Origin of the sequence: Pleionea sediminis (assembly GCF_007570825.1) — a bacterium.
GTDB classification, from domain to species: Bacteria; Pseudomonadota; Gammaproteobacteria; order Enterobacterales; family Kangiellaceae; genus Pleionea; species Pleionea sediminis.
Map to the genome: position 1 here is coordinate 628,320 of NZ_SUNB01000001.1, position 24,191 is coordinate 652,510.

Sequence of the window (24,191 nt, forward strand, 5' to 3'; positions counted from 1 at the left end):
GAAGCATCTAGCCTTACAAGCAGATCATGACGTCGAAGCCTTAAATAACAGGCTTAAAATCTCAGACTTAGATCTTTCTATTTCAGAAGAAGAGCTTAAAGAGTTTGCCGAGCATAAAGCTCAAAAATGCTACGAATATACTTTAGATAGCTCGAGTGAATTCAAGGCCTACCGGCTTTGCTCAAAGCTTATAAGCGAATACCAACTTCCTTTTTCCCTAAATAACCCTCAATCAAAATATCAGCAACTTCTCCGTCTATTTAGTTCACGTCAATGGTGGCTGAAAAAACTGCGCCAAAAAAAGCTTCAGTGTGTTGATCAAATTAATCGCGATTTAACAGTGGTTAACAGATACCGACAAATATACACATCCAACTACTGCGTTACGGCCAGGAAGAATCAGCTTGCAAGAAATCAAAAATATCTAAACACCCATTTTGCAGAAAACGATAAAGGAGAACGATTAAGCCTTCTTGATATTGCAAAGAGTAACGTTTCTAACCCAGCAGTTCGTCGAGCAGAAATGATGGTTCGAGTTAAAGGATTCGAAATGATTGCGAATCAAAAGGAACATGCATGCTTATTCTTAACGATAACCGCACCCTCAAAAATGCACAGCAGTTACAGTAAAAGCGGTAAAAAGGTGAAATCTTACAATGGAAGTAGCCCAAAAGAAGTTAATGACTTTCTCTGTCATGAATATAGCTTAATCAGATCTAAGTTAGAAAGAAAAGGCATACGACCTTATGGACTGAGAGTCGTCGAGCCGCATCACGATGGTACGCCTCATTGGCATCTTTTAATGTTCGTAGAAAAGAAGAACGTAAATCGATTAAAGAAAATTTTTAAGTTTTACTTATCCAAACCATTAATTAAAAAGTCCCATATAAAACGTCGGTTAGAAATCGAGAAAATTGACATAACTAATCAATCTGCAACCGGATATGTAGCAAAATACATCAGTAAAAATATTGATGGCGAACATGTTGGTGACGACTTCTATGGCAATGATGCTCGAGAAACGGCAAGGCGAATTGATGCTTGGGCCAGCACTTGGAATATTCGCCAATTCCAATTTATGGGAGGCCCCAGTGTTACAGCTTGGCGAGAGCTCCGAAAACTACGAAAAAAAGTCAGCACGAAAAGTATCGAACCATTCAGACAGGCCGCTGATGCGGGAGACTGGGCCGCTTACGTCTTATTAATGGGTGGTACCAATATAAAACGTTCAGAAAGGCCCTTACAACTTTTACTGAAAAAAGAAATTTCTCCATATAGAAATGAACAAAGTAAAAAGAAAATATGTGGTGTTTACACTGAGTTAGAGCATGAGATAACTCGGCTTACTCAGTGGAAAATTTCTAGTATAGAAAAGGTTTTAAACGCTGAGAACACGGGGCGTGACGCGCAAGCGGCGCGGTTTGGGTGCTCAGCGTCTTGGACTAGTGTAAATAACTGTACGGGCAGTTATTTACCCCCTCCTATTCCTCCCGACTAATCCGAATTTATTCATCTGAAACTATGACCTTAACGAGAAACCATAATGACTAACGATATTGAAATAAGCACATTTGGATTATTAGACAAAAACAATCAATTTGAACTAGACGAAGCTGTAAAGCTAATGCATTGCCATGTCGCAAAGAAATGCAATAGCAAGCGTAATAAGAAAAAGTTACGTACTGAAGAAATCGGCATCGTCGTAGGTTTATTGGTTATCAATGAAGAAGTAGAAATAGTGCTTAAGTTTTTACAAGGCATGAAACAAGTCACCAAAGCGGAGTTTAACGACTCATTTATATTACTCGACGACTAAGAGGAAACTACCATGAAACAGAAATGGCATTTAAACATACAAGACAAGTTCGATCAGGTTATCGGCGCCTATAAACAACTACATGCATTAGTTTCGCACTCACAAAGAGAAGAAGCGTCTGATTCCAAGTTCGATTACATAACACCGCTTCTTGAGCGAGAGTTAGAGGATGTTGCATCGGATGCCATTTCGGCTCTAAAAATGTCAGAAGAATTAATAGATTCCTTACAAGAAGAAAAGAATAAACTCAAAGCATCTAACGATATTGTATCGATATCCAAAACAGCATGAATAGTTAAAATCGAAGGTAAGTCTAGTAAAGCGAATAACGATGATAGCTAATCAAACAATACTAGGTTTACCCTCTTCATTTAATAAGAGAAGAAACTGTGTTTACCAGCTTTAGAAGTAGAGAGTATGAGCTTACCTTTCAAATCATACATGACCGAATTGTTAGTCAGCTTAATTGGTGTATTGGCAATTACATAGAGTACGAAGATATTAATTATTACATGCGCGTTGTTTCATTTATAAAAGAGTTAATAGGTATAACAGGGCAACATCGATACTCAGAAGCTTTTAATAAACTTAACAAACGGTTGCTTGCGATAGAGTCAAAGTACTTTAAAAATTGTAAGTCATGTAAAAATAAGCAAGAGTTTCGGCCAAAGTATCCATGTGCATACGGTACTGAGATTGGGCATATTCAATGTTCACTGTTGACATAGGTAAAATGAATTATTATATTTCTCTTACGGTGCTGGATATGCGCCGACAGCCCACGCATAAAGCCAAGAGCAATATCCCCATACAGACATGTATTAAATTTATAGATAACCGCCTGTTCGTGGGCTGCGGGAATACGGTATATTATCTATGAGGTTAATATATGTCTTCTAACGAAAAACAGCTTTCATCAGGAATAAAAAGCCTTAAAGCGCAAGCTAACCGTTTAAAAAAATCTAAGGGCATTTCTCATACCAAGGCATTGAATCTTGTCGCTCAAGAAAACGGTTACAACTCCTGGAAGCACCTTCTGAATGATACTCCGAAGGACCATCAGTTATTCTTGAAAGCAGGCTATACAGAAAAAGCTTTAAACGAAATAATTAATGGAAACATTGCTACCCGAATATCAGTAATTAATGTTGATAAACACACGCCTTCAGAAGCTAGAGCCTTTATCTGCGAACACCTAAGACAAATAAAAAAAACATCGCCCAATCACGGTTTCTTTCATGTTTCAGCTTTTATTAGCGAAGAACTTGGGAATCAACTTAAAAGCCCAGAAAAGTTTGTATTTAGCATACAAAACAAATTTTCCTGGCTCAATCTACTTAGATTGATAGAAGTTGAAGGCCCCTTGGACTTAGAGGAAACCGAAAAACATATGCAATATGCACAACTTGAATCATCAGAGATGATTGATGAAATTATCGAAAATGGAAAGTTCGGTAGTAAAAAATGAGTGCGTATCTAAATTGGATTACGGTGAAAAAAATGTCTGAGCTTTCAGGCATTACCATTGATGCGATTAACTCTAATCGTAAGAAAGGTTACTGGCGAGAAGGCATTCATTGGCGAAAAGCTCCTAATGGTCGAATATTTATCAATATTAATGCGGTGGAAAAATGGATAGAGGGTATCGAGGCGTAACAGCCAGAGGTAGCACGATTCAAATATCGTTTACCTTTAAAGGGGTTCAATGTCGCGAGAGCCTCAAACTAAAGCCAACAAAAGCAAATCTACTTTATGCAGCGCGAAAACGAGAGGCCATAATCTTTGAGATTGCTAGTAATAAATTTAAATTTAGCGAGCACTTTCCCAACAGTCGTTCAAAAGCGGCTAAGTATTTTGGTACCGAGCACAATAGCCAAACAACTATCGAGATGGCCCTGAAAGCTTGGGTAAAAACCATGCAAAAGAAAGTGCAAAAAAGCACATTAAAAGATTACAACAGCATTATCTATCATCACCTAATACCCTATTTTGGGCATTGCAAGCTTTATGAGTTAACAACACAAATGGTGGAAGACTGGATTTCTGACCTTCAACTATCCAATAAGCGAATTAACAATATTCTTGTTCCTCTGAAAGCAATTTACAAAAAGGCAATAAATCAGAAAGTAATACCCGAAAACCCCATGAAACATATCAGGAACTTGCCAGTACAAACCAGAGAGCCCCAACCATTCACACCTAACGAGATAAATAGAATACTTAATGAGTTGGAGGGACAGGTAAAGAACTATATTCAATTCGCTATTTGGACAGGACTACGCACGTCCGAACTATTGGCTTTAAAATGGGAAGATATCGATTACGAGCAAGGCGTCATTCATGTAAAACGAGCCAAAGTACTTGGGCAGGAAAAAAGCACAAAAACAAAAACGGGTAACCGAAAAGTTAAACTACTATCTGGAGCTTGCGATGCTCTTTTAAATCAGGAACGATTTACCAGAAATATTTGCGACTATATATTTCACGACCCACGCCATGGTCGGCCTTGGAAGAATGACGAGGCTATTCGCAAGGTTTTTTGGTATCCAGCTCTAGAGAGAGCTGGTATTGAAAAGCGAAATGTATACCAGACAAGACACACATACGCATCATTAGCCCTAAGCGCAGGAGAAAACCTCATGTGGGTATCGAAACAAATGGGCCACGATAAACCATCAACAACGCTGAAGTCATATGCAAGATGGATTTCCTCTATGGATTCTAACGCGGGTAGTAAGCTAACAAAGAAAATATCATAACCCCATGTTTTACTTGACTTTTTCTAGTATTTTTGGTATACTAAATATACAAATCAGATTCATTATTGAGCTAAAAAGCTCCCCTTCTGCAGTGATTAGAATAATTGCTGCAACACTAATATAACTCAGGAGTTTTTGTATTATGCCTACACGAAAAAAAGAAACCAATAAGACAGAAAGCGGAAAGTACATCGCTATGAAGAGCGTGTGCGAAAAGAACTTTGTTACACATGGTATAGTGCGAAGCGGCTTTTCTCTACATACGTAGGCTTCGCACTATACCATGTGCTACTTAAAATGTCAACCCAGCCGCCTGTAACCAGTTGATTTATATCGCTTTTTAACCATTTTGAACTATCATCACTTCCCTAACAAAGTACTACTATATTCTCTCACCAGTCTTTCAAAATGCTTATCTAAATGCAGTGGTAAGCCGGAATTCAAATTCAACTTATGTAAATGTTGAGTAAAATGAAACATCCTTGTCTGAGATCTACTATCTCTCACTGTTGCGTCCCTAATTATATCTATCAAATCCAAAGACTCTTCTTTTTTTAATTGCATTAAAAAGTCAAAGTCATCAATCGTAATAAAATAAATATTAGAAGGCTTGATACAATTACTCTCTCCGAACTCTTCATGAAGCTCTTCATACTTTCCCACTGCGACACTTTCAAAGAAAGAAACTCCATTGCCCAAAAATAGATCTTTCATAGTTATTACCAATAAATATGACTCTCTTTTATACTTAGGCAATTGTGAATCCGAGTTATAATTCAAAAAGGAGTTAAGTTCACATGCTTGTTTAATTGCTTTAAGAGCGCTACTTTTTACTCGTCCTAAAACAATATTTGAGCTATCGGAAACCTTGCCTCTGTGAGGCATTTCCACTGCTTTAGCATCAATAAAAATATTCACGTCTTTGTTTGAATATAACAAATCAACAACTTTAGAGTCGTTATTAACAACTGTTTTTAATTTTCTTTCAGTCCATGCACTAGGAAAATTATCAACAAAGATATCTTCTACATACTTTTCAAATATTTTGGTAAAGTGCCGATTAAATTCCTCTCTGGATATTTTTGTTAAAGAGTCATAAACAAAATTTTCCAATAACTTCCCAAGTATTGACTTGTGAATACAATAATAATAAGAGCTAATTTTTATTAACGGGAAATAATGAAAGGGAGACTCCTCATAATACTCGGAATAGAACTTGTTTGACGTAGTATTTTCATATTTTAATATATTGCGTTTCACGTCTTCTATTCGTACGCTTATTGCGTCTAAAAACATATCAACTTTTTCTCCACCAAAATTTCTATCAAATTCTTTAAATTGGGCTCTAGAAATTTCTATAGATTTACTGTCATTTATCAAGGTCATTAAATATAAGGACAGCATCGTAAATTCTTTTACGCCTATTTTATATTCACCTTCAAACATACAATTTATTGAGTGATTTTTAGGTTTATCACAAAAAAAAATATATTGTCGAATTAGTCTAGGAAGTGAAAAATCGTCTTGATAATAAAACTGTTGATATGCGACGTTTCGAAAGAATAAATTGTAATGAGTGTACTCAGTCGGCATTTTAATTTTATTACTCAAGTTTTTATGGGCAAAGTTTATTAATTTATAAAACTTTTCGTACGTTAGTTTTTTCTTTCCACTTTCAAGCTTGAATTTCCATTTTAGTAAAAGCATTAAAAGCCACGGCTGCCGTTCGACAAAGCCATATTTTCTATCACTAGGATAATTTAGATAATTTATTGTATTTATCAGGAAATCCTCATGACCAAACGCCCTTAACCTTCTTTTTACTTTATTGACAGATAACTTAAATTCTTTATCTGAGAAACTCATTTCCTGATAAACCTCCATATCAAATACATTAGGCGTACAATGGCATTGTCTTTTTAGTTAAAGTACACTTAAATAATCATAGATTGCTTTAAAAAGTCTAACCAGATCGAAAAAACGTAATAATAGCAATGGTTCTTAATAAGTGACTGAAAACATTAAAATAAACGCGGGTTCAATTCCCGCCGGCTCCACCACATAAAATAAGGCTCACCGAAAGGTGGGCCTTTTTTATTTATGCTTTTGTATTTGAAAAAGACGCCTATTACGGCGCCTTTCTTCTTTTGATACTACTGGTGATTGTTCACCATTTCCTGAGCATTAATGTAAAGCTTAGATAATCCTTTCGTTGACCATGTCCAAGGAATTTTGGGTCCCCATGGAGAATCAAAATCATTTGCTTGACTAAAACTTTTCATCGACTTTGAAAGCCAAACAATTTCAGCATCGGTATGAGGACGATCCTAAATATTTAAAACACCCACTCGAATTAAACACGGATCAAATTCCGCTACTTCATTACTCCATAGACCGAGTCAAAAAATCGAAATAAGCTCGATCTCTCGGAAGACTATTCTCAATGAGAAGCAAAAATCAATAGCGCTGCGGGATGAGCTGAAAAATGCTAAACTGGCGAATATTTTAAGTAAATTGTGAAAAAAAAAAGGAATGGCTGCTAATTTCTAGTCGAACATCAGGTCAGTCCTTCCATTGCTTCGGGTGAGTAATACAATTCAATAGTCCTGAGCATTAGATAAAGTCGAATGAAAGGTAGGCCTACACCTGTGGAAAATAAGAGCAACTCTTCTGAACCGTTCTATACAGAGGTTTTACGCCGCCGCTTACATGTAATTAGTTTCTCATATGTTGCGGCGCTTTGGTGTTTTATCGAAATTTCTTCATTTCTTGTGGAGCGATATAACTTCCCACCACAATTAGTAGATATCATATTCATTGGAGGGCTAATTCTTACTCCCTCCGTCTTGGTAATTGGCTGGACGCATGGTGCGCCAGGTAAGGACAGTTGGGGGGCTCTGGAAAAAATCCTTGTACCTGCAAATCTGGCAGTTGTATTAGGTTTTACCCTAATCTTTACTAGTTTGACAAATAACACTATCTCGCGTGAGGTTGAATCAAACCCACATGTATTAAGTGAAGACAGTCAAACATGGAAGCACGATGCTGATCGGATTACCAAGGCAGCTAGCAAACAAACTTATATTTCTGGATACATTTACCCATTTGAAACTCTCGGATCTTCTGACGAAATACCCAATTCAAATTTGGTACCTGCTCTCGTGTCAATCTATTCAAAGCGATATCAAAACTTCTTAATTGGCAGTCCATTTCTATCGGTTGGTGATAAACGGTCGTCCAAACTTAGTCTTCAAACAGTAAATAACATTCATCAAGTTCCTACCGCTAAACTGCAAGAAGCCTCGGCTGAAGACTTTGAACATTTTTTTATTACTGGAACACTCAAACGAATCGACATAGGTTATCAGATCGATTACCAATTGACAGACATTATCAATCCTACAAATAGCCTCACTGCAACGATCACTGGCAAAAATGAGGATGAACTCAGCCTCAAACTTATCCATGAAATTGAGAAAGTTTATCAGCCCCATAACGCCTTAACGATTGAACATCCGATATCTGATGTAATATCAAAAAACCAAGAGGTTGAGAATCAATACGTTGAAGCTTTGGCGATTGCAAATATCGAGAATAAAGAGAAAAATGCGCTATACCTACTGCAAGAACTAGCTACTATCGATTCTAACTGTTTGCCATGTCAAGAAGCAATATATCAAATACAATCGAAATTAAAATACCCTATTAAGGATATAAAACGAACGTTAAATAATATTATTGCTACCAATTATCAATTACCCAATTTTAGAAAGCCATATTATCAGCTACAGTTACATGTTACAGAAGCAAATAAAAAGCACGCTTTACTTTTAGCGAAAAAATGGTCTCAAGATTTTGAAAAAAATCACTTTGTATTCGTAAAAAATATTGAAGTGTTACTGCTATATGGCCAGTTTTCAACTGCAGCCGATCTATGCAGCAATTATATAGCGTTTGATAATAGGAATCCTCTAGCTCTCAGACTAAGCTTGACGGTGTTTATTATTAACCAAGATTATACGCAAGCCAAAGCCACGATTGATCACTTCCGGAACTTGTATCCAATGAGCAATGAGCTTAATTCGGATTTTGTAAGTATATTAGTTTCTGAGAATAAATACGATGAAGCAATTGATATTCTAGAAACATCAATCGCGAACAATCCAAAAGAGAGTCTTTTTTATATCCACTTAGCAAACCTCCATTTTTCTATTGGCCAAATTTCAGAAGCATATGGGACACTTTCATTAGCGCTAGATTCGATAGAAAATGACCAGCAGCATAATATTCATAGGAAACGGTTTAGAATGTTGCTTAGTCAACGAAGGTTTGACGAAGCTTTTGTCGAACTAAGAATTTTGAAACAATTTTTTGAAAAGAGAGGTGAGATAGACAACTTTGCTTCGCAAATACTAGGGCCAAATCTCAAAAACTTCCTATATTCTTATAAAACTGACGATCTATCGCAGCTGGTAGAAGAAGTAAATAGCAACCTACCCGAAGCTAAGTATTATTTATCCCATGTTCTTAGAGCCGAAATAGCAGCTTTACAAAAGGATGTTAGAGCTTTAGATGATAATATACGCCTGTTAAATAGTTACTTTAAGACACACTTTCCTAAAATTAAAGTAAACAAATTTACAAGTAACTTAAAGCGAGCTGTAATTAATGAAGATGCAGATTCAATAGTTGAGTTATATGATAAGTATCAATCAGAGGCTAAAATCAACAAAGCTTTAAAAATATTTAGCGGACCTAATAAATATTACATTTATTCCTCTTTATTAAAGCAACTAGACTTCCAAACACTGATTGAAAAGATAAACTTAAATCTTAAACATAACCAGTATGCTCCAATTGATAACTTCTTTTTAGCACAGGTACTCAATATGCAAGGTGATAAAGAGCGTGCGAGTGAGCATTTAAAAAGAGTTCTTAGAGTTTGGAGTCAAGCTCCGCAAAATGATTACCTTTTGCAACAAGCAAGCGAGTTGAGTAAGCAATTAGGGCTACCCTCCCCCAGATTTCAGTAAGCCATCCGAGTTTAATAAGGCATGGTAAACCTTTAATCCGACTCGCTGGGTAACTTAGCAAAGCAGGCTCTTTTAATTTTTCTTTTGAATCTAAAAAAAGGCGCCTAACTAAGGCACCTTTATTTTTGAGGCTACTGGTGGTTGTTCACCATTTCCTGAGCATTAATGTAAAGCTTAGACAATCCTTTCGTTGACCATGTCCAAGGAATTTTGGGTCCCCATGGAGAATCTAAATCATTTGCCTGACTAAAGTTTTTCATCGACTTAGAAAGCCAAGCAATTTCAGCATCGGTATGAGGACGATCCGAAATATTTAAAACACCCACTCGAATTAGACGTGGGTCAAACTCTGCTATTTCATTACTCCACGGGCCATAACGAGCGATTAAATCTTCAACACCATATTCAATGAGTTCATCAGCAACAACGGTATCATCACGACAGATCAAGTTGGATGATGTGCTAATGCAATTATTAAGAATAGGATTCGGAAACTTATAATAAGTTTCTGTCACTTCCTCTGCAGGTACAATACCCATCATGTAAAGTAAAATATCAGACCAAATAAAACGCTCGGGATCTTCTGGCTGTAAGTAAAAATCTCCGTTTTCTTTCTGTTTAATATACACTTCAGAACGATTACCCAATTCATCTTCAAGCAAAACTGAATGTGGCCAGCCTCGTGCAGGATCCCACAAAGGCCCCATCAAATCGCCGGTTAAGGTGGAGCTACTATCTAAATGCATACCATCGCCTTCATTCCAGGCTAACCCTCCTTCTCCTGGAAAATTTTCGGTCTCAATACCGAGTAATCCGTGAGCAAACTCGTGGTTAAGTCCATCGTAAGAGGGGTTAGGCTGCCATACCAGACCACTGAATTCTTGATGCTCCTTGCCATCAATCATTGGGTAACAATGTGAACGGTTATCGCACGGCGGATTAAACCCAGTGCCATTAATATTATCGTGAACTCTCACGTAACCTGCTCCACCAACATGATCGCGAGTTACAATTGTAAAAAAGTCGAAGACATCTCCAGCGACTTGCCACGCTTCTTTACAAACAACACATGTATTAGGAGCGTGCAACAGCCAACTATCTTTTATTCTCAGTAAGTAAGGTTTGCCAATAGTAATGAAAAAACCACCTTCAGTTACTCGAACATTATCAGTCACCTCCGTAACTGTCTCTGAATTACGATGTTCAGGAGATAGAACATAAAGGCCGTGCAACTTTAAAACATCGCTGTCTTCTAATAACTCTTCAGGAAAATACAAACACGACCGGGTAAATATTTTATCGCCAGCGACTAAATCACCATGGGTACCATCGTCGTACAAAGTGCTGTTATCCTGCGAATTCACAGCGCGAATTCGATTATCCACTGGCACCCAGTGACTAATTCTGGAACTACTCTCCGACTTATCGTAATAAACAAACGTAAACGTTTCATCGGCATAAATAATGGAAGGTTCGGTGAGCCTTTGACCATTATCTGAAAACACCTCATCCATGTAATAAAGCGATGGAGAAACATTCTGATCGACAGAACAATCAGAAACTTTAGAAGGAGTCCATTTTGTTGTAAGTTCCGGCTTGGGTATTTCTGGTTCTGGAGGTTTCTTTTGATCCGAGCTTTTTGAGCAAGCACCCAATAAAAGCAAAGACATACTTAATGCAAACATTTTACTCATACTGACACTCCTATAGTTATTTTTATTATTGCCACTCTTAGACTTAATTTTTTTGATGGCTTTTTCATTACAGCCGAAAGTTGCTCTAAAGAGAAGCGGTAATATTTACCAGAATATTTTGTTATGCCAAAGGAGATGTTTGCTCTATATTAATTCAACCATAGAATAACTTTACAGACTCGATGATAGATAGACTTTCTATTTTAGAAAGTGTTAGATTAATTATGCTATTTAATATTTACATTCAATTTTTTATCATTAACAACTAAAACTCTGGTATTTGTTTTATTTCATACATAAACGTTGTTAATATCAATTAAAAAATTCAAATTGGAATCATTCAAACAAAAAGAGGAACAGATCAAAATCATAGGAGATTAAAAACAGAACATCCTGAACTAGCTTTTTAAATTATATATCAGCTTACAGAACAAACAAAAAAACAGTGGTAACTAGGGATGACTGAGTACCTTCGCACCTGCATAATACTCATTACTAAACGATTAAGTTATTCCTATATTGATCTTAATTAGGCACTATCAGCTGATCCAAGCCATTCTCGACGACCAAAGTTTCCAACCACCGAACCAACGATAAAGCGTATAAACCGTACCACCCGAAGCCATACTAGCTTTGTGTATACTGACATCAACCTCAGCAATGAGGAATGACTTAGATATTTCGCCAAATATAACGCGAACGCCACCACCCTCAACTTCACCAAGCTTGTTGAGTTTTAAATCTGTTGTCTTATCATAAAGTATTAACTCTATTCCATTTTCGTTACAATAATTCATTATTTTCTTGTCTGCTTTTCCCGGTATTATTTCACTTGTTTCATTAAAAATGTCAGCATAGATATTTTTTTGAAAGATATACTTTTTTAGGGTTTAGTTTTCCGCCGTATGTATCATCTTTTCCAATAACATTTGAAAATGCTGTCACATAAAATTCAGAGTCACTTCCTTGCGTCATTAGCATTGCAGTAGTGCTAATCAAAATAAAGAGAAATGTGATTAAGAGTATTTTAAACACACGATTGAATAAGATGCCCTTAATCTTTGACAGACTTAAATATTTTAATGCAAATAGATTTACCAAAGGTGTTATCAATACCAAAGTAGATAAGAAAATTTAAATATGCCTTTAACTCTAACGTCAAAAAATATAAGTAAAATGAATACAATAATTAAAACTATATTAAGTAAAGCAGCAATTATTCAAATCAACAGAAGTCCTTAATTCCGATTGAATTTATGTTCAAATTCCATACATCGATATCTCCTTTACCTAATTAAAGTCAAGTTTAATGCCATTTTAAGGAAAATCTAACGTATGAATGGTTAATACTTCAGGGTTTGACAGCATTTCGGATGGTTTAAGTCCCATAATCGATCGGAATGTATTTGAAAAGTGTGCACTGTCAGAAAAGCCTGTGTCCTGCGCGGTTTCCGTAAGACTTTTACCCGAACTCAATTGATTTGCACTGACAAACAATCGATGCCATCTTCGGTACTTGCGAATAGATATACCAGTATTTTCTTTAAAAAGTTGAGTGAGTCTTGGTACTGAAAGATTGACGGCCTTTGCTAATTGCTCAACAGCCAAATTGTCACTGATGGATTTCTTAATCATGTCTATAACTTTTACAACTCGATGGTCAGGATGTACATGTGAAGTAGAGCGGCCAGAGATGGTATCAAGCAACTTCTCGAGCAATTCGTAAGCTTGAAAATAATTGAGCTGTTTTTGTACGATTTGTTGCAAATAACGCTTAAAGTCCAATTCCAGTTTAGAGTTTAATAAAATGTTGCCAAATTCTTCACTCATAGTTTCCTTGAGTCGATTCCAGTCCACAAGTAGAGGGTCGAGATATAGGCAGGCAAAAACTTGTTTTTGAGTATCAATTTGAACTTTTGTATCTGGAGGAATTAATGTAGAGGTTATCGATCGACTCACTTTTTCCTGAGAATGTGTAATCTGAATATTTCCAGCTAGAGATACAATGAAGGAGGCTGCGCCTTGGCTCAGCTCAATAGAGTTTTCAAGAGTTCCTATAAATAGGGTTCTAGAATCCCAAAGATACAAATGCGATTTCAAAGTTTTAGATCCAAATGGCTTGGTTATCGTCGCAGAAAGATATTCTTAACCTATACCGCCAAGCAGAAAAGCATTACCTATGATTAGTACTTTAGTTGGTTGAGTTGTAGAAATCCAGATGTATTGTTATCAGAAAGAGGAGTTCGTCCGTTCTGGGCTCACTACAGTCAGGAAAACTCAAAAAGTATTAGATGTCATTAAAGGTAAAGCCATCGACAGCGATATTTCTATCAGCGAATATTAATCTTAGCTCGCGACATAAAAAATTTGAGACTGTATATTTTGGGATTCATTGTATGCCAATACGCAATGACTATCGGGGACACTCACTAGAAGATTCGAAAATTAAACGTAAGCTCTTTTTAAACGCAAATAAAGCCTTCCTAGTATTAGGAAGGCTTTACTTTTAAATAATATTTTATCGTTTATTTGATGTAAGCACTCAACCAAGTGAATAACTTATCGTAAACATTCTTGCGAACCGGCTCTTTTGATAATACAAGATCATGCATACCTCCTTGAATTCGAATTTCAGTCACATGATCGCCAATAACATCTGAAATACGGTCGATATCTTCTACATCCAATACACCGTCATTGCTTAGATAACCTTCGTCCCACGTTGACTTTTTAATGCTTCCTTTCGAGTACATAACCAGCACAGGAACACCGACATCGATACCTTCTTGCAAATTTTTCTGGGCACGAATTACAGCAGCTGTCCATCCTGCGTACAAAGGGAACCCTTCTACTGGTTTCCAGTTTAGGTTAAAGTCCCACTCACCAAAGTAATATTGATGCACCGATTTTCCATAAAGATCCGATAACCCCATTGACGATTCAGAATACGGAAACCTAGCTCCATAGGCTTCAGCAAGGTTAGAAATAAATGTCTGATTGACTTGTATCAGACTATCATTTAAATCAAAAAATGGACTGTTTAGAAAAATGGCATCGAATGGCTTATCTTCTTTGAATTTATCAGCATAAGTGATGGCGATCAAACCACCAGTTGAGTGTGCGCTAAGCAGTAGTTTCGTATTACCTTCTTCATTACGGATAATTTCAATAGCTTTCGTAATTTCTTCTTCGTATTCTGCAACATCCTTCATCATATTAGGGCGTTGATGCTCACGAAGAGAGCGGCCATACTTTCTCAAATCAAGTGCGTAGAAGTTATATCCAGCATCTATAAAGCGTTGTGCCATTTCTTCTTGGAAGAAATAATCGACATATCCATGAATATAAAGTACTGCTTTAGTAGATAGCTCTGGATTTAGCTTACGTACTAAAGTAGCGACAACGCTGCCCTCGTAATCATCAGCAAGTTGTAATGTACTTTGTTCAAAGCCGTTGCCAAGTACATCAACATTCCAATCTCTGTCGGAAGAAGCGTAGGCACATGTCAGAGTTGCCAAGCTAAGCAAAATCGCTATTAAATATTTTTTCATGGTAATAATACCCTCATTTTCCTGTTATTTCTTTGTACGCGGACACTTCTATTAATGAAGTAATACCAGCGCACATCAATAAGTTGCTTATGCCAAAAGGTGATTCTTAAATATGTGTTCACTGTTTCAGCAAAGTTGAGGGAAGTTTAATGGATAATAGATTTTCGAAATTGTAAAAACTGATGATTATTTCGACCACACCACATGAAAGATGTTCTATATAAGATGTCAATAGCGTCAATAACTAGATCCGATGCAAATAAATGGATTTTAGCAGCCAGGGTATATAGCCATGCCAGAGTCCTGTCTCACCAAATAAAACAAGACTTGCATAAAATGGCTTTGATATTTGATGCATTGGTTGGACAGGCGAAATTGAAGTGAAGAATATACAATCCGTTGAAGACTAAGGTGCGAAATGCTTTTGTATAAAACTACGGCCTCAAAACTGAGGCCGCATAAAGTATGTTTTATTTTTCAAATTCTTTCATATATTTTGAGGTGAATCGCAATTTAACATTGCGCTTACTGCCTAATACACTGCCATCATCAAACTCGATTCCAACAAAGTCGGGTGAAGAAGCGCCGTCACCAAACAAGCCTTTATCGAAACTGAATTTACGAACGTAATCCATGGTTTCTTTAACGCTATCTGACTGAGCAATTTTTGCGGCTTCGTCGTGGCTATAAAACATTTTAGTTGTTTTCAACTGAGAGCGAAATTCAGCAGGCGTTGCACCAGACTGATCCGCTAAATAGTCGACAACATCTTTTTGCGTTTTGTTGTTATTCATTAACGACATTGTTTCATACCAGGCACCCACTAATGCTTTCTTCAAGCGCTCATCGGCATCGGTTTTAACAACCATTAAGTCGAGGATTTCACCAGGTATCATTGACGAGTCAAACACCATTTTAGCACCTTTAGCATTTCTAACTTGTTGCAATGGTGGATTCCAGGTAACCGTTGCAGCGTTATCTTTAGCAATGAATAGCGAAGCTATGTCTGCATCAGATGTGTTCATTACGGTTAAGTCGCGCTCAGACATACCGTTTTTCTCTAAAGCACGAGCTAACATGTAATGACTCACCGAAAGCTCAACTAACGATACTTCTCGGCCTTTAAGATCTTTAACGCTTTTACCGTTCTTTAAAACGATACCATCATTACCATTCGAGTAATCACCAATGATCAAAGCGGTAGAATCAATACCACCAACGGCAGGGATGGTTAAAGCATCCATATTGGTCATGGTACATGCGTCAAACTCACCGGCTGTATACAAGTTGATTGACTCAATGTAATCGTTAATTAAAGTGACTTTAATTTCGATACCGTATTTATCGGCCCACTTTTTAACAATGCCTTTATCGGCTGCGTAGCCCCATGGTTCCCAACCGGTGTAATGCGACCAGCAAACTTTAAATGATTCGGCACTACTCACCATCGAGATAGTTGCGAGTAAAATACCTGCCAGGCCTTTCTTAAAGAATTTAATATTCATGGTAACTCCCTAGTCTAAAGTTTCTTTTCGTCTAAATCGACAATTTCAAGACCAAACTCATCGTCCGAAAGGTCTTCTGCATTTTCAAATTTCTTAACAGATTCATCTGCTTTTTTCGTTACTTCGTTCATTTCAATAATCGTGCTGGCCATTTTAGGCAAAGCATCCTGACGAAATTTAGAAATATCTTCTAAGGCAGCGTTAATGTCTTGGAAAGCCGCTTTTAGTTTTTGCATATCCAATTGAGCCGATGCCGCTTTCTTATGTATTTCAGCGCCTTGCTGTTTCAACTTAGCCGCCGTCGAAGAAATTAGATTATTCGTCGTATCGTTAATTGCTTCGATTTTTTCCAAAGTAATTTTTTGATTAGCCAATGCTAATGCCAAAGTTACAGCTGTTTGCAATGCATTTACGGTAACTGAAAGCGCACGGTTAACACCTCGAATAAGCTCTTTGTTATTCCGAATAACCACTTCAATGGTGAGTACCGCTTGTTGAGCTACCGCACGTTGCTGTTGTAAGTCCTGAATGCGTTGACGAAGTGGAAACAACACCTCTTCTTTTAAAAAGATCGTTTTCGGATCGTCAGCCGTCAATTCCAAATCAATTTTTTCACTGAGCTTTTTATCAAGCTCCATGGCAAAAGCAATTTGCGTCTTTAAGAGCTCATTCAAGTTTTTGAAGTGTAACTGATCGTCCGCCAAAGTAATGTTATCGTGCTTAAGTTGCTCGCGCCCTTTTTCTAAACTCTTGACGATATCGGCGATAACCGTTTCTGCACTTTGATATTGAGCAAAGTACTTTGAAATCGGTGTACCGATAAATGGCAAAGCACTCAACAATCGACGAATAAAAGTGACCGAAAAATCAAACTTATTCGGGTCAAGCTCTTCAACTTTATCTCGCAGTGCCAATAATGACGTAGCAACCGGACCACCATCTTCACTATTTCTAGATAATGTTGCGATTGACTGATTCAACATATTAGAGCGTCGCGATGCCATTTTCTGTAGATGTGCACCCATTTGTTCAATCGCCTTAACCCCTTCCATTTTTGATGTATGATTGGTTGCATCGATACTCAAAAACTTATTCAAGGTTGCATCGACTTTTTCCTGCAACTCCCCTTCCAACGCAGGTTCAGAATCGGCAACGGTTAGCTCCTTCTTTACTTCATCAACATCCAAAGAAAATCCCTTCTTGGGTGCTTCTTCTGTTGTAATTTGACTCATGGTGCTCTCCTACTAGTGTTTAATTTGATACAAATCAACTTTATCGGCCATACGAGCCAGTTCGTCCATTGCCTGGTCCAAATCTGTGTCCGCATTTCCTTTTTGTGTCCGTGTCAATGCTAACTTAACCGATACTTTATCAATTTCGGTTAAGGCTTTTTCATTATCCGTACTTAACTTTTCAATTCTCGCCTTTTGCTCTTCCAGTAAATCTAAGCGTGCTTTTAATGCTTCAACTTTGCCCATATTTCCTTCGGACTGATTCAACTCGATGTCCTTTCTAATTCGGGCTTCGTCAATGGTGCTGACTGCTTTGAGCGCAATATAAATATCTTCAATATTGTCGAGTGCCGACAAATAAACTTGCTCGGCAATGCCTTGATACCTCAAGTAGGTCATTTCACCTTTGTCAAACCGCTGTTTTAAAACATCGTTAAAACTAGAAAACTTGGTTTGTAGCAGGTTCAGCTGTTCCGAAATACGGTCGCCATTGAGATCTTTTAATCCGACTTTTAATTGGTTCAGCTTTTCTCTCGAAGCTTCGTGTATTTTCTCTCGAATTTGCTCAAGATACTTTTTCTCCAGATCGCTTCGCCCAATAAAATATTTGTACGCCCAACCCAAGCCATAAGCTAATATTCCAACCCCCAAGATAGAGCCGGTAATCATCGACAAACCAAAGAACGCCGCCGACATAACCCCGATACCAACCACGGTGCCCGGAAATACGGTTTCCGGGGCTTTAGCGGTCTCTTCGATGACTTTTTTCTTAATCGCTTTTTTAGAAAATTCCTGCACGATTAAATTTCCTCTGCGACCAAGACCAGCTCAACGCGGGGCAATCGATATTGATAAGCTCGAAACGATTCTCCGGCTTGTTTTTTAAGCGGAAGTGTACCGCCATAGCCAATCGCCAAAACTCGGTTCTCATCGATACCATGCGTGATGGTTAAATACCTCAATACAGACTCAGCGCGATCTTGAGACAACAACATATTTTGTTTTTCATCACCTCGAGTTGAAGTATGCCCTTTAATTTTTAAACGGTAAGCTGGGTAATGCTCTAATGACTCAACCGCCAAGTCGATTTCTTTTTTACCTTCGAGCGTAAGTTCATCGGAACCGCTGGAAAAAACAATGGGCCGAACTTTTAACGTTCCAATTTCTCTTAGCTTCTCCCATTGACTGTTAGACAAACTGTCGAAACTGATATCAACGGCTTTTTGCTTACTGCCAAAGCCATTCGAATTCATCATTGAGTCATACAGTTTCGAAACAAAACTGGAATTGGTAATGGTATAAGGATCGCGATTTGGCAACGGACTGGACGAAACGCTACCAAAATCTCTTAAGATCGACACTGTCGACTCAATCGAATCGATAACACCCTCGTTACGCAAGCCATCAACTGCTTCTAAACCGAACCATTCTAGATAATTATCTTGCAGCGACATCCATTCGATTCCCGCTAACATTTGGATAACGGTGTCTTTGTCCAATCCCGTATCCGACTCAACGTCGTCGATAAAGGCACTTTGGTCGCGCTGATAAAATTGCAGCGTTTTGTAATATTCTTTCAATAACGTAGCGATGGCTTCTTCGTTGTTCTTAATGAACTTTCGCTCGGCAACAAGAATATCAACAATTAAACGTTTGGTCGTTTCGGTTCCTAAAATTTTCTTAATTCCAGAGACCTTACTAATACGACTCACATCAGGTTCCCATAAAACCGCAACATCAACTTCACGCTTTTTGAGTTTTTCACGCGCGTCTTCAGAACCATTCGCCTCGACAGCCCAGTCGTCACTGTTTTTTAATCGGCCAATATCAAAATGCACACTAATGGCTTTAAGAAGTTGGTGGCTTGGCGAATCTGGTGTAAAAGCAATTTTTAAATTTTCTTTGTCTTTAAGCTGATCAATGGAGTTAACCGAGTCTTCCCAGGCCATAATTGCATCAACACCTTTCGACTCATCAATCACCGCAATAATAGCGCCAGGATAATTTTCATCTTGACCATTCAAAACGTAAGAGTCGATAGTGCCGACGGCCAAATCAATTTTTCGGTCGGCCAAAGACTCGTATCGTGATTTATAGTCGGCACCATCATCGATACATTCCAATCGATACCCTTTTTGCCGCATTCTACGCGACAACTCTTTCGAGCAGAGCGGATAATATCCAATGAAATTATCCACCCCAATTTTAATGGAGCCTTTAGAAGCAATAGCGTCAGAAGTTTGTCGAGTTTCACGCTCTTCTAACGCCGGTACTAAATACTTAAAACCCAGCATACCAAGAAAAGCGAGGACTAAAATAATAAGCGCTATTTTTACCGTACGTGGCATTAACTATCTCCTAACCATCAAACTCGCTAATATCAAACGACTCGGCTTCAGCTAACACTGTCTGCAAACTTTTCACCAGAGTTTCTGCAGAATTAGCCGAACGGTAATTGACAATGCCTCTCTGATTTAAACTGTGCGTCTGGTCAATACAAAAACCAACCGTATGAATTTGCACTGGTGATTGTTTCACTATTTTCGAAACGATTTCATCGGGTCGCTCACCACTTGATGCTTCACCATCGGTGACAATCACCAAATGATATTCGCCATACCCCATTTGCTGTTTTGCCCGACTGGTCAGTGCGGCATAAGCTTCGGTTATCGACGTGCGCAGTGGTGTTCCCCCAGAAGCTTCTACGGATTGAACAGCCTGCTTTAAACTTGGACGATTCTGTACCGAAAGCGCCACTCGCTCTTTGTTGCCTTTACGATCAAATGCCAAAAGCCCCACATTGTCGCTGGGTTGAATTTCATCAATAAAAGCGCTGATGGCTTTTTTTGCAATATCAATTTTTGCGCCAGCACCTTCACAGGCGTAGTCGCCCATAGAACCGGAACCATCAAACACGATGTAATAATTTTTTGCCAATAAATTATCGGCTAAGTTCGTTTGCTCTCCGAGTTTTGGCCAACTGTTTAAAGCACCTTTATTTCCGTAGGTATCAGCTACATTGACTTTATTAGAACTGACAGAATCTGAGCGTTTTGTCGTTGATGAATTATTGCTGTTAAATAAAACATAACCACCAATAATAACTCCGGCAAAAACCACCGCTCCTTTTAATGCATTACTCATCTGAATCCCTCCTTATAGTGGCGCAAATACATCAGCTTCGGCTTCAACTTGAATGATTCGAAAAACCACTCGCATATTCGAACGCCATTCTGATTCATTTTTAGGAGCGCAAGGATCAGTTCCACAGACACCCGTGTTTGGCATCGCAATGCCATGTCCAATTGTTGCAAACTGCGAAGGGTCCAAACTCAGACCATCTTTTTTCGCAAATTCAATGATACTGTCTCGAACCGCTTGAGCTCTGCTCAAACTTAAATTACGCGCACTTTGTTTCGTTTGTCCTAGTACAACTTGTGGGACGTTCGCTTTTTTCTTTCTTAAATAACCCATTGGATCAGAATGACCTTCAACGGTAATTACCGCACCACCATAAGTACTCGCTAAATCAATCACGCGTTTGAAAGAATCTTCATACAAAGATGCCGAAAAATTACTTTGATTGGGTTGAAAGAACACTTCAAATGAGAATAATTCACCATCTTCCAAAGAACCTTGTTGTTGCTTTCTGGTGACAACTTCCGCAACTTTATCGGAATCAAATTTAGGCGACTCAGCCTTTCCTATATTGGAAAGTCCCGCTTTTAAGAAACCAAAATCCCAATCAATGCCTTTGACCGAAGCTCCCTTTGACGCTAAGCCTAACTGACTTAAGCCAGTTTTCGCTTCAGTATTTAAGCGATTTAAATTTCGCGGATACTGAGCATTGTTTAAAAATTTCACATTGCCATCAAAACCGACAAACTCGGCATCGATATACATGCCTTCTGCATCAGCCACCGCAGCTTCAGAATCCAGTAACGCCAATGCAGCACCTTTAATCATCTTGCGGTAATCCTGACTTTTCTTGGTTTTATTCGCGACTAATTTTTCTAGCGCTTCTTGACCCAACATTAATCCACGAACAAACTTCTCAACATCAGCACGGTTTGTTTTTAAATAGTCAGAACGAACAGCATAAATGTCAGCAATAACTCGGTTAGCCGTTTTTGTCGACATCAATATTTTTGCGCCTTTCACCGAAGCTTCTGAGCCTGTTCCAATATTACCACCCGAAGTTAACGCTAATGCATCTGGAATAATGACAAAAGCCGCATCAACATTACTTTCATAAAAAGCTTCCATGGGCGTTTGGTCGGTTCCCGTTAAGTCGCGAGTCCATTTAATATTCACGTCTTTCAAACTTAAGCCCGAATCTTTAAGAATACGGATAAGGTAATCGGTATGGGGACCATAAGCTTGAATAGCAATGGTCTTGCCTTTCAAATCACTGGCAGACTTGATGTTATCCTTTACAACAAAAGCATCACCTCCGTTTGACCAGGTCATTTGATAAATAACAACCGGCTTTGTTTTCTCGTTACTATTTAAAACATCGGCGGCTTGAGTGATCATACCAACGGTCCCACGCAGGTAGGGCGTTTTTCCCGCCATGTAATCTTCAACCTGTTTTGAGAAAACGTCCTGGCGAATTAACCGAATATTTAATCCCAATTGATTAAAGATACTGCCCTTCTTTGTCATGACAGCATCGCCGTTTGCATGAATAGTGGCTATATCTCCGCCCCAGGAAATAATGGGAACTTCAGTTACCTGACCGGTATACACTTGCCCCACCTTTCCGGAAACAACGTCCTTCATTGGCTTATTATCAACATAGTTTTGTGCAAACCCGGATATACTCAGTGCACTAACAATGCAAATTAAAAAGTTTTTCATACCTTAATCCTTCTATCCACTCACTTACTATTTCGGTGCTCAATTTCCGTCAATGTTTGATAACTATCAGGATGAGTCAAATTAAAATCTTTTACATGTTGTAAAATTCTTGGTTCAAATCCGATTTCTTTAATGCTCTTAATCAGTTTTTTAAATTCATCGGTGTCTTTAATTTCAGTACTCGCACCTTTAAATTTCAGCTCTTTATCAAAGACAATTTTTCCACCGCGGCCATCAAAACCATCGCCACGATCGTCGGTATAATATTGTGACAAAACCAGTAAACGCGTACCCAAGAATACCGCTTCTTCCAAATCGTGGGTGACAAAGAATATGGTTAAATTATTTTCTTCCCACAACTCAGTTAAAAATACCTGCAACTCTTCTCGAGTATTGGGATCAAGCGCACCAAAGGGTTCATCCATTAGCAACACTGGCGGCTTAGTGATTAACGCCTGCGCAATAGCCGCACGTTGTTGCATACCGCCACTCAACTCATGGGGCTTTTTATCTCGAGCATGTTCCAGTCGAACTCGTTTTAAGTACTCCATCGCTTCGTCTTTTTCGTCACTCGATGCGCTTCGCAACGAGGCCCACGGACTTTGGCACATGCGCTTTGCTAAAAGCACGTTGTCAAACACCGACAAATTTGGGAACAAAGAGTATTTCTGAAAAACTATACCGCGTTGTTTATTGGGTCGCGGAGCATTTTTACCCTCAATAATAACCTCGCCACGCGTTGCTCGCTCCATTCCCAAAATCAACCGCAATAACGTTGATTTACCACAACCACTCGGCCCAACTAATGTGCATAGCTCGCCTTTTGATACATTCAAATCGATATTGTCCAGCACCACTTTGTCACCGTAGACCTTATCGACGTCTTTTATTTCGATGAGCTTTTCCATTATTTTGCCGCCTCCCGATACCAGCCGAATAAGCTGCTATTCAGTTTTTTCAATATCCAGTCAAATAAGAATCCAAGCAATGTTATCCATAGTACGTAGGGGATAATGACATCCATTGCCATATAGCGCCGAACTAAAAAGATGCGATAACCCAATCCTTCCGTTGCTGCGATCGCTTCAGAAGCAATCAAAAACAACCAGGCCCCACCCAACACCAAACGCAACGAGTCTAATGCCCGGGGCAAAGTTTGGGGTAATATAATTCGGTAAAGCAAAGCAGCCGGTGTCGCCCCTATCGTAAGGGCCTTAACCTTCTGCTCAGACGGTATCTTGTCGACTGCCAGATAAACATCTCGCGTAAGGATCGGCGCCGTTCCAATAAAAATAAGGGCTATTTTGGCCGTTTCGCCCACTCCCAGACTAATAAATAATATCGGTAATATCGCTAATGGCGGAATCATTGATACGAAGGTTACAAAAGGCCCTATTCCGGCATTAAAACCTGGATAAAGCCCCTGATTTAATCCGACCATCAAAGCGAAGATAAACGCTAAGCCAACCCCAACACCGAGTCGAAACAGGCTTGCTCCAGTATCTTTCCAAAATAAATAATCTCCGGTGCGCCTGTCTTCGGTAAATGCCATGCGCTCTACCGCATCGTACATTTGGCCAAAAGACGGTAACAGCTTATCCTGTGGGTTATCGGCCAATCTTGCATCTGACGCATAGATATAAACAACGATCAGTATCACAAAAGGAATTATTCCGACCAGTTTTGACTTCCAACCCGATACATCCGCATGCATTCCCCAAAATCGGCTCATCAGTGTCCT

At 38.6% G+C, this 24,191-nt stretch carries 21 protein-coding genes; 7 read left to right on the forward strand and 14 right to left on the reverse strand.

Annotated elements, in window-relative coordinates:
* The first annotated feature begins 190 nt into the window (after positions 1–190).
* The 6 genes from FAX86_RS02490 (at position 191) to FAX86_RS02515 (ending at position 4,575) form a co-directional block, all read left to right on the forward strand.
* Positions 191–1,498 carry a replication endonuclease gene (locus FAX86_RS02490; RefSeq protein WP_246128544.1) on the forward strand — a complete coding sequence of 436 codons (1,308 nt, stop codon included), beginning with the start codon at positions 191–193 and terminating at the stop codon, positions 1,496–1,498.
* 45 nt (positions 1,499–1,543) lie between these two features.
* Positions 1,544–1,816 (forward strand): hypothetical protein, encoded by a 273-nt coding sequence (locus FAX86_RS02495; protein WP_144391753.1) that lies wholly within the window; start codon positions 1,544–1,546, stop codon positions 1,814–1,816.
* 12 nt (positions 1,817–1,828) lie between these two features.
* Positions 1,829–2,107 (forward strand): hypothetical protein, encoded by a 279-nt coding sequence (locus FAX86_RS02500; protein ID WP_144391754.1) that lies wholly within the window; start codon positions 1,829–1,831, stop codon positions 2,105–2,107.
* Between the two features lie 598 nt (positions 2,108–2,705).
* Entirely contained in the window at positions 2,706–3,284 is a 579-nt protein-coding gene (locus tag FAX86_RS02505) for a glyoxalase superfamily protein (protein ID WP_144391755.1), read from the forward strand.
* A 32-nt stretch (positions 3,285–3,316) separates the two neighbouring features.
* Positions 3,317–3,472, forward strand: a complete 156-nt coding sequence (locus FAX86_RS02510) for an excisionase (protein ID WP_205859089.1) — start codon at positions 3,317–3,319, stop codon at positions 3,470–3,472.
* Positions 3,448–4,575 (forward strand): site-specific integrase, encoded by a 1,128-nt coding sequence (locus FAX86_RS02515; protein WP_144391757.1) that lies wholly within the window; start codon positions 3,448–3,450, stop codon positions 4,573–4,575. Before FAX86_RS02510 ends, FAX86_RS02515 begins: the two co-directional genes overlap by 25 nt.
* 360 nt (positions 4,576–4,935) lie before the next feature.
* Here the strand turns inward: FAX86_RS02515 and gapS1 are convergent, their stop codons facing one another.
* Both gapS1 and FAX86_RS22725 read right to left on the reverse strand, forming a co-directional pair.
* A complete protein-coding gene (gene gapS1 / locus FAX86_RS02520; RefSeq protein WP_144391758.1) occupies positions 4,936–6,459 on the reverse strand; it encodes a GapS1 family protein in 1,524 nt (507 codons plus the stop codon).
* A gap of 269 nt (positions 6,460–6,728) precedes the next feature.
* Entirely contained in the window at positions 6,729–6,857 is a 129-nt protein-coding gene (locus tag FAX86_RS22725) for a hypothetical protein (protein ID WP_281286379.1), read from the reverse strand.
* 345 nt (positions 6,858–7,202) lie between these two features.
* Between FAX86_RS22725 and FAX86_RS02525 the strand changes: the two genes are divergently transcribed.
* The gene (locus FAX86_RS02525) at positions 7,203–9,608 is read left to right on the forward strand and encodes a tetratricopeptide repeat protein (RefSeq protein WP_144391759.1); all 2,406 of its coding nucleotides are present in this window, start codon (positions 7,203–7,205) and stop codon (positions 9,606–9,608) included.
* A 131-nt stretch (positions 9,609–9,739) separates the two neighbouring features.
* Here the strand turns inward: FAX86_RS02525 and FAX86_RS02530 are convergent, their stop codons facing one another.
* The 12 genes from FAX86_RS02530 to FAX86_RS02585 form a co-directional block, all read right to left on the reverse strand.
* The gene (locus FAX86_RS02530; protein ID WP_144391760.1) at positions 9,740–11,302 is read right to left on the reverse strand and encodes a hypothetical protein; all 1,563 of its coding nucleotides are present in this window, start codon (positions 11,300–11,302) and stop codon (positions 9,740–9,742) included.
* A 539-nt stretch (positions 11,303–11,841) separates the two neighbouring features.
* Positions 11,842–12,099 carry a hypothetical protein gene (locus tag FAX86_RS02535; RefSeq protein WP_144391761.1) on the reverse strand — a complete coding sequence of 86 codons (258 nt, stop codon included), beginning with the start codon at positions 12,097–12,099 and terminating at the stop codon, positions 11,842–11,844.
* Positions 12,100–12,619: 520 nt separating this feature from the next.
* A complete protein-coding gene (locus tag FAX86_RS02540) occupies positions 12,620–13,402 on the reverse strand; it encodes a helix-turn-helix domain-containing protein (protein WP_144391762.1) in 783 nt (260 codons plus the stop codon).
* Between the two features lie 425 nt (positions 13,403–13,827).
* Entirely contained in the window at positions 13,828–14,853 is a 1,026-nt protein-coding gene (locus FAX86_RS02545; RefSeq protein ID WP_144391763.1) for an alpha/beta hydrolase, read from the reverse strand.
* Between the two features lie 470 nt (positions 14,854–15,323).
* Positions 15,324–16,358, reverse strand: a complete 1,035-nt coding sequence (locus tag FAX86_RS02550) for a putative urea ABC transporter substrate-binding protein (protein ID WP_144391764.1) — start codon at positions 16,356–16,358, stop codon at positions 15,324–15,326.
* Between the two features lie 14 nt (positions 16,359–16,372).
* Entirely contained in the window at positions 16,373–17,590 is a 1,218-nt protein-coding gene (locus FAX86_RS02555; protein ID WP_144391765.1) for a toxic anion resistance protein, read from the reverse strand.
* Positions 17,591–17,602: 12 nt separating this feature from the next.
* Positions 17,603–18,388: a hypothetical protein gene (locus tag FAX86_RS02560; protein WP_144391766.1), complete on the reverse strand. Its 786-nt coding sequence runs from the start codon at positions 18,386–18,388 to the stop codon at positions 17,603–17,605.
* 2 nt (positions 18,389–18,390) lie between these two features.
* Entirely contained in the window at positions 18,391–19,938 is a 1,548-nt protein-coding gene (locus tag FAX86_RS02565; protein WP_144391767.1) for a phosphate ABC transporter substrate-binding/OmpA family protein, read from the reverse strand.
* Between the two features lie 10 nt (positions 19,939–19,948).
* Positions 19,949–20,734: a vWA domain-containing protein gene (locus FAX86_RS02570; RefSeq protein WP_144391768.1), complete on the reverse strand. Its 786-nt coding sequence runs from the start codon at positions 20,732–20,734 to the stop codon at positions 19,949–19,951.
* A 12-nt stretch (positions 20,735–20,746) separates the two neighbouring features.
* Positions 20,747–22,450, reverse strand: coding sequence for an ABC transporter substrate-binding protein (locus tag FAX86_RS02575; RefSeq protein ID WP_144391769.1), 1,704 nt, complete (start codon positions 22,448–22,450; stop codon positions 20,747–20,749).
* A 20-nt stretch (positions 22,451–22,470) separates the two neighbouring features.
* A complete protein-coding gene (locus FAX86_RS02580; protein ID WP_144391770.1) occupies positions 22,471–23,358 on the reverse strand; it encodes an ABC transporter ATP-binding protein in 888 nt (295 codons plus the stop codon).
* Complete coding sequence (locus tag FAX86_RS02585) at positions 23,358–24,182, reverse strand: ABC transporter permease (protein WP_144391771.1); 825 nt, start codon at positions 24,180–24,182, stop codon at positions 23,358–23,360. Before FAX86_RS02585 ends, FAX86_RS02580 begins: the two co-directional genes overlap by 1 nt.
* Positions 24,183–24,191 lie beyond the last annotated feature (9 nt).